Raw genomic sequence first — 6,486 nt, forward strand, 5'->3', positions numbered from 1 at the left:
CGGCCCCGAGCGCTGGATAGAGCGTTCGTTCTAGTCCGATCGAAGGGGAGAACTCCGTCATGCACCAGGTTTCGATCATCGGCCTCGGTCCCATGGGCCAGGCCATGGCCTCCGCCTACCTCGACGCCGGCCACGCCGTCACCGTCTGGAACCGCAGCCCCGGCAAGGACGCCGCGCTGGTGGCCCGCGGGGCCCGGCGGGCCGCGACCGCCGCCGAGGCCGTCGCCGCGAGCCCGCTGAGCGTCGTCAGCCTCATCGACGTGGACGCCGTGTACACCGCGCTCGCCGACGCCGACCTCGACGGCCGGGTCCTGGCCAACCTGTCCTCCGACGTCCCCGAGAAGGCGCGGGCGGCCGCCCGGTGGGCGCGGGAGCGCGGGGCCTCGTACCTCACCGGCGGGGTCAACGTCCCGCCGACCGGCATCGGCCAGGAGGGCGCCTCGATCTTCATCAGCGGCCCCGAGGAGGTGTACGGGGAGCAGCGCGCCGCGCTCGACGTCCTCGGCGCCACCGACTACCGCGGTGCGGACCCGGGCCACGCGCAGCTGTACTACCAGCTCAACATGACCCTGTTCTGGACCGCGTACACGGGCTGGTTCCAGGCCGTCGCCATCGCCCGCGCCAACGGCCTCACGGCCGCCGACATCCTCCCCTACGCCGGCTACACCGCCGACAGCATGCGCGCCTTCTACGAGGGCTCCGCGCCCCTCGCCGACGCGGACGACCCCGACGGCACCCACGCCCGCCTCGCGATGTGCGCGGCCAGCCTGGACCACGTCCTGCACACGGCCGCCGACTCCGGCGTCCACACCGGGATCCTCGCCGCCCACGCCGAGCTGTACCGGCGCGGGGTCGACGCGGGCTACGGGGCCGACGGCACCACCCGCCTGCTCGGCCTGCTCGGCGCGCCGCAGGCGGGAGCGGTGCAGGCGGGCGCGGTGTAGGCCCGGGTGCTCAGAACAGCGGGAGCTGGCCCGGGTGCGGGCCCAGGGTGAAGCCGTCCAGGGTCGGTGCGGAGGCGCCCAGCACCACCCGCGCCCGGGAGCCCGGGCAGGACACCAGGCCGGCGCGGCGCCCCGCCGGAGGGTCGTGGCGGGCGATCCGGCCGGCCGTCACCGCGCAGTCGCGGCCGCAGCTGGGGCAGGCCCGTCGGGGGGAAGCGGACATGCCCCCAGTCTGCCCTGCCCCACCGACATCCATCCCGCCGGGCCGGCCCCGTCGGCCCGCTCCGCCGGCCCCGTCAGCCCGCCGCGCCGGCCTTCGCCCGCTCCGCCAGCCACGCCTCGTGGTCCTCGGTCACCCGGTCCCACAGCGCCGCCCGGTCCTCCGCGTCCACGTCGTCCAGGGCCCGGTCGAAGACCCCCGCGACGGCCCCGAAGAACTCCTCGGCGGTGGTGAGCTCCCGCACGGTGCGGGTGCCGTCCGGGGCGGTGCGGATCAGCATGCGGCCGTGCAGCCGGTCGATGCCCTCCGCGCTGCGCCGCAGCATGACGAACGACCGGCGGAACGGGGAGTCCTCGGCGGTGGACAGCCACTGGTGGGCGGGCTCGAAGTCGGCCATGGCGGCCGGTGCCGTGCGGAAGTTCATGCGCGGCGTCGGGACGCCCTCGCGGTGCAGGCTCCAGCCCTCGCCCTCGCTCCCGCCCCCGTCCCAGGTCACCGTCAGCGGCTCCAGCCGGTACGGGAAGCCCTGCTCGTACGTGCCCGCGCGCAGCGGCAGCGGCTCGTGGGGGCCGTCGCCCATGCCGACGTCGACGAAGTGGACGTGCCCGTCGACCCGTACCGTCAGCGCGAGGTGGTCGCCGCCCGCCTCCCGGGCCGCCGGGTCGGCGTGCATGCCGCCGAGGTGGCGGGTCACCTCGTACCCCAGTTCCTCCAGCAGCACGGCGAAGGCCCCGTTGAGGTGGAAGCAGTACCCGCCGCGGCCGGCGGCGATCCGGCGCACGGACAGCGCGGGGTCGATGCCCGGCGGCCGGTCCAGCCGGATGTCGGTGTTCTCGAACGGGACGCGTTCGACGTGCGCCCGCTGCAGCGCGTACAGGCCCTGCGCGGAGGGCGCCCCGGGGTCGGTGACGCCGAGCCTGCGCAGGTAGCCGGTGAAGTCGTCGCGGGAGGGAGTGGTCATGGCGGCGACCCTAGGGCGGGTCCGGGCCGCCCCGCCGGCGTCCGCGGCGGGACTGTCAGGTCGGCCGGCCTACTTGTCGATGTCGCCGACCACGAAGAACAGCGAGCCCAGGATCGCCACCATGTCGGCGACCAGCTGTCCCGGCAGCAGTACCGCCAGGGCCTGGATGTTGTTGAAGGAGGCGCTGCGCAGCTTCAGCCGGTACGGGGTCTTCTCGCCCTTCGAGACCAGGTAGTAGCCGTTGATCCCGAGCGGGTTCTCCGTCCAGGCGTACGTGCTGCCCTCGGGCGCCTTCAGCACCTTCGGCAGCCGCTGGTTGACCGGCCCCGGCGGCAGCTGCTCCATCCGGTCCAGGCAGGCCACCGCCAGGTCCAGGGCGTTGTGGGTCTGGTCGAGGAGCACCTCGAAGCGGGCCAGGCAGTCGCCCTCGGTCCGGGTGACCACCTTCAGGACGTCCTGGAGCTCCCCGTACGCCAGGTAGGGCTCGTCGCGGCGCAGGTCGAAGTCCACGCCGGAGGCGCGGGCGATCGGGCCGGAGACCCCGTACGCGTGCACCGCCTCGGCGGACAGGACGCCGACACCGCGCGTACGGCCCCGGAAGATCTCGTTGCCGTGGACGAGCTTGTCGTAGACGTCCATCCGGGTGCGGACGTCGGCGATGGCCGCCCGGGCCCGGCCGAGCCAGCCGGCCGGGAGGTCCTCCTTGAGGCCGCCTACCCGGTTGAACATGTAGTGCATGCGGCCGCCGGAGATCTCCTCCATGACGGCCTGGAGCTCCTCGCGCTCGCGGAACGCGTGGAAGATCGGGGTGATACCGCCCAGTTCGAGGGGGTACGACCCGAGGAACATCAGGTGGTTCAGGACCCGGTTCAGCTCGGCGAGGAGCGTACGCATCCACACCGCCCGCTCGGGGACCTCCATGCCCAGCATCCGCTCGACGGCCATGACCACGCCGAGCTCGTTGGAGAAGGCGGACAGCCAGTCGTGCCGGTTGGCGAGCATGACGATCTGGCGGTAGTCGCGGGCCTCGAACAGCTTCTCCGCGCCCCGGTGCATGTATCCGACCACGGGTTCGGCGGCGGCGATGCGCTCGCCGTCCAGGACGAGCCGCAGCCGCAGCACGCCGTGGGTGGAAGGGTGCTGCGGTCCGATGTTGAGCACCATGTCGGTGCTCTCCGCCGCACCGCCGATGCCGACCGTGGTCTCCGTCATGCGCGCATTGTCGCAGCCCTAGGCTGGGGCCATGGAAACGGGGACGACGGGTGAGACGGACCGACCCGAATGGGTCGGACTGCCGGGTGGGCTCCTGTCCCTCCGGCGGCTGCTGCTGGTGGTGTGGACGGTCGTGCTCGCGTCGGCGACCGCCCTTCCGCTGGGGCTGCTCGCCGGAGCGGAGTGGGCGGCCCTCGGTGCGATATGGCTGCTGCCGCTGGTCTGGGGCTGGGTGCTGCTCGGACGGAACTGGCGCTCCTGGCGCTACGCCGAACGCGTCGACGACCTGCTGATCAGCCGGGGGGTGCTGTGGCGGGAGGAGACGGTCGTCCCGTACGGGCGGATGCAGCTGGTGGAGGTGACCTCGGGCCCCCTGGAGCGGCGCTTCGGGCTGGCCTCCGTCCAGCTCCACACGGCCGCGGCGGCCACCGACGCCAAGATCCCGGGCCTGGCCCCGGACGAGGCGGAGCGCCTCCGGGACCGGCTCACGGAGCTCGGCGAGGCCCGATCGGCCGGCCTGTGACCTCCGCCCCGCCCCCGCAGGGCGTCGAGCGGCGGCTGCACGTACTGACCCCGCTGCGCCGGGCCTGGGTGCCGATCGCCGCCACCGCCGGCGTGGTCGCCCAGCAGGGGGAGCGGGCCCAGGAGTGGGCGCTGGCCCTGCCCGTGTGGCTGCGGCTGCTCGTCCTGGCCGCGGTCGTCCTCGTCTTCGGCACGTACGGCTTCCTCAGCTGGTGGTTCACCCACTACGCCGTCACCGACAGCGAGCTGCGCATCCGCACCGGTCTGGTCTTCCGGCGCACCGCCCACATCCGCCTCGACCGGGTCCAGGCCATCGACGTCACCCGCCCCCTGCTGGCCCGCCTGGCCGGGGTCGCCGCGCTGCGCATCGACGTCATCGGCACCGAGGACAAGGACGAGCTGGCCTTCCTCGGGGAACGGGACGCCGTCGCCCTGCGCGCCGAGCTGCTGGCCCGCGCCGCCGGCTTCGCCCCGGCCGAGGCGGGCACGCTCGGCGAGGCCCCCGAGCGGGAGCTGCTGCGGCTGCCGGTGCGGGACCTGGTGGTCTCCCTGCTGCTCAGCCTGGACGCGTGGGCCGCCGTGGTGGGCGGCCTGGTGGGCCCGGTGATCGTGTGGCGGCTCAGCGACAGCCTCTGGGCGGCCGTGGTCACCGTGGTGCCGCTGCTGGGCGCGGTGTGGCGGGGGAGCGTGGACCGTTTCCTCTCCGGCTACGACTGGCGGGTCGCCGAGTCCCCCGACGGGCTGCGGCTGGACCACGGGCTGCTGGACCGGGCCCACGAGACCGTCCCGCCGGGGCGGGTGCAGACCGTGCGGATCGTGGAGCCGCTGCTGTGGCGGCGGCGCGGGTGGGTGCGGGTGGAGCTGGCCGTGGCGGGCTCCAAGAACGGGCTCCTGGTGCCGGTCGCCGGCCGGGACGCCGCCCACGCCCTGATCGCCCGGGTACTGCCGGGCGCGGACCCGGCGGCGCTGGTCTTCGCGCCGTCCCCGCGGCGGGGCGCGCGGTGGGTGGTCCCGGTGTGGTGGAAGGGGTACGGACTGGCCGTCTCGCCGGAGCTGTTCGCCATCCGGCGCGGGCTCCTGTGCCGGCGTACGGAGATCGTCCCGCACGCGAAGGTGCAGAGCGTGCGCCGGACCCGGGGCCCCTGGGAGCGGATCTGCGGGGTGGCCGACGTGCACGTGGACACCGGCGCGGGCAACACCGTCACCGCCCGGCTCCGGGCGGCGGACGAGGCGACCGCCGTGCTGTACGCCCAGGCGAGCCGTTCCCGCACCTCCCGGGCGGCGGCCCGGCCGGACCGGTGGATGGCCTGACACCGGGCTCCGTCGATTTTCGGACAGAGGTTCCGGCCAACCGAAACCATGTTTGTCTTCGCAACGTCCCTTCGGTAGACAGGTAAGCACGGAAGTGACGGCACAACACGTCAGGGGTGGGTGAATGAAGTTCGACATGGGCAGCACGACGCTGTCCGAGCTGGGCAAGGCCACGAGCGGCTCCAGCGACGACCTCGGCACGCTGATCAAGCTGCTGATCGCGGCCGCCGACCCGTTGGAGGGCAAGTTCAACGGGGTCGGCCGCACCGCGTTCGACTCGTTCAAGCGGCGCTCGGACGCCGTCACCGCGGAGCTGAACGGCTCGCTGCGCGCGATCCTCGGCGGTCAGCGCGGCATGGACACCTCGTTCACCACCGGTGACCACGAGCAGGGTGACAACGCCCACCAGAACATGGGCTCCGCGAACTTCGACGCCGCCCGCTTCGGCGCGCGCTGAAACCCCGGGGGATTGAGGAGACATGGGACAGAACCAGGACCGCACCTCGTACGACGTCGCCGCCTCCGTGGAGGTCCAGGGCGGCCTCGGCGGGATCATCGGCCAGCTGGAGCGGGTGCTCGGCGACCGTGACGCGGCGGTGAAGGCGGCCATGGCCGAGTTCACGGCCGACGGCGTCTCGGACGAGTACCACGGCAAGGAAGTCCGCTGGAACAAGGCGGCCAACGAGGTGCGCGACATCATCCGCCTCGTCCGCAACACGCTGGAGCAGAACGACGCGACCGCGCAGGCGACCCTCGCGAAGGCCAAGGCGGCGGTCGACGGCATCGGCTGACGCCGGCCGGAGCAGCGGACGCAGGAACACGGGGACACGGGGGTAGGTCATGGACTGGGACATCAAGCCGTCCGGCGTGCAGGGCGTCGTCAACAAGACGATCACGGCCGCCGAGGGTTTCCAGAAGGCGGGCACCTCGCTCCAGAAGGAGCTGCCGGAGGCTGCCAAGCACGCCGGTACCGTCACGCCCGGCGGCGGAACCGGCGGTGAGGGCGGCGGCATGGGCCCGATCGCCGGGGCGCTGGGCGAGCTCATGGCCTCCCACCAGCAGCGGCTGGCCTTCATCTCGGCACGTACGGAGGCCTCGCTCAACGGGGCCATCAAGGCCACGACGGCGTACGTCCACGGCAACATCGAGCAGGCGGAGAACGCCCAGCGCGAGGCACTGAAGGAGCCCAAGGTCGATCTGCCGGGGGCGGAGAAGAAGTGACCGACCACGTACCGATCAATCCGTGCACGATTCCGCAGTTCACGGGTGACCTGGACGCGTTGGAGAAGAACAAGACGGCGATCGACACGGCGGCG

At 73.3% G+C, this 6,486-nt stretch carries 9 protein-coding genes; 6 read left to right on the forward strand and 3 right to left on the reverse strand.

Features of this window, described 5'->3' with window-relative positions:
- The first annotated feature begins 59 nt into the window (after nt 1-59).
- Nucleotides 60-944 (forward strand): imine reductase family protein, encoded by an 885-nt coding sequence (locus tag ACZ5NJ_RS02820; RefSeq protein WP_468761942.1) that lies wholly within the window; start codon nt 60-62, stop codon nt 942-944.
- 10 nt (nt 945-954) lie between these two features.
- On the opposite strand, the gene ACZ5NJ_RS02825 is transcribed toward ACZ5NJ_RS02820, so the two are convergent.
- The 3 genes from ACZ5NJ_RS02825 to ACZ5NJ_RS02835 form a co-directional block, all read right to left on the reverse strand.
- Nucleotides 955-1,167 (reverse strand): hypothetical protein, encoded by a 213-nt coding sequence (locus tag ACZ5NJ_RS02825; protein ID WP_344169714.1) that lies wholly within the window; start codon nt 1,165-1,167, stop codon nt 955-957.
- A 73-nt stretch (nt 1,168-1,240) separates the two neighbouring features.
- Complete coding sequence (locus tag ACZ5NJ_RS02830) at nt 1,241-2,125, reverse strand: arylamine N-acetyltransferase family protein (protein WP_468761945.1); 885 nt, start codon at nt 2,123-2,125, stop codon at nt 1,241-1,243.
- A 69-nt stretch (nt 2,126-2,194) separates the two neighbouring features.
- Nucleotides 2,195-3,337: an NADH-quinone oxidoreductase subunit D gene (locus ACZ5NJ_RS02835; RefSeq protein WP_468761947.1), complete on the reverse strand. Its 1,143-nt coding sequence runs from the start codon at nt 3,335-3,337 to the stop codon at nt 2,195-2,197.
- Between the two features lie 31 nt (nt 3,338-3,368).
- Between ACZ5NJ_RS02835 and ACZ5NJ_RS02840 the strand changes: the two genes are divergently transcribed.
- From ACZ5NJ_RS02840 to ACZ5NJ_RS02860, 5 genes are all read left to right on the forward strand, one after another.
- Nucleotides 3,369-3,860 carry a PH domain-containing protein gene (locus ACZ5NJ_RS02840; protein ID WP_468761949.1) on the forward strand — a complete coding sequence of 164 codons (492 nt, stop codon included), beginning with the start codon at nt 3,369-3,371 and terminating at the stop codon, nt 3,858-3,860.
- The gene (locus ACZ5NJ_RS02845) at nt 3,857-5,170 is read left to right on the forward strand and encodes a PH domain-containing protein (RefSeq protein WP_468761951.1); all 1,314 of its coding nucleotides are present in this window, start codon (nt 3,857-3,859) and stop codon (nt 5,168-5,170) included. Before ACZ5NJ_RS02840 ends, ACZ5NJ_RS02845 begins: the two co-directional genes overlap by 4 nt.
- 124 nt (nt 5,171-5,294) lie before the next feature.
- Nucleotides 5,295-5,627 carry a hypothetical protein gene (locus ACZ5NJ_RS02850; protein ID WP_468761953.1) on the forward strand — a complete coding sequence of 111 codons (333 nt, stop codon included), beginning with the start codon at nt 5,295-5,297 and terminating at the stop codon, nt 5,625-5,627.
- 22 nt (nt 5,628-5,649) lie between these two features.
- Entirely contained in the window at nt 5,650-5,961 is a 312-nt protein-coding gene (locus tag ACZ5NJ_RS02855) for a pore-forming ESAT-6 family protein (RefSeq protein WP_395509843.1), read from the forward strand.
- Nucleotides 5,962-6,010: 49 nt separating this feature from the next.
- Nucleotides 6,011-6,391, forward strand: coding sequence for a DUF6507 family protein (locus ACZ5NJ_RS02860; protein WP_468761956.1), 381 nt, complete (start codon nt 6,011-6,013; stop codon nt 6,389-6,391).
- Nucleotides 6,392-6,486 lie beyond the last annotated feature (95 nt).

Source organism: Streptomyces sp. NPDC032091 (assembly GCF_055580265.1).

Coding starts and splice junctions, on each gene's coding strand:
- ACZ5NJ_RS02860 (WP_468761956.1), top strand. CDS start 6,011: ATGGACTGGGACATCAAGCCGTCCGGCGTGCAGGGCGTCGTCAACAAG.
- ACZ5NJ_RS02850 (WP_468761953.1), top strand. CDS start 5,295: ATGAAGTTCGACATGGGCAGCACGACGCTGTCCGAGCTGGGCAAGGCC.
- ACZ5NJ_RS02835 (WP_468761947.1), bottom strand. CDS start 3,337: ATGACGGAGACCACGGTCGGCATCGGCGGTGCGGCGGAGAGCACCGAC.
- ACZ5NJ_RS02825 (WP_344169714.1), bottom strand. CDS start 1,167: ATGTCCGCTTCCCCCCGACGGGCCTGCCCCAGCTGCGGCCGCGACTGC.
- ACZ5NJ_RS02820 (WP_468761942.1), top strand. CDS start 60: ATGCACCAGGTTTCGATCATCGGCCTCGGTCCCATGGGCCAGGCCATG.
- ACZ5NJ_RS02830 (WP_468761945.1), bottom strand. CDS start 2,125: ATGACCACTCCCTCCCGCGACGACTTCACCGGCTACCTGCGCAGGCTC.
- ACZ5NJ_RS02840 (WP_468761949.1), top strand. CDS start 3,369: ATGGAAACGGGGACGACGGGTGAGACGGACCGACCCGAATGGGTCGGA.
- ACZ5NJ_RS02855 (WP_395509843.1), top strand. CDS start 5,650: ATGGGACAGAACCAGGACCGCACCTCGTACGACGTCGCCGCCTCCGTG.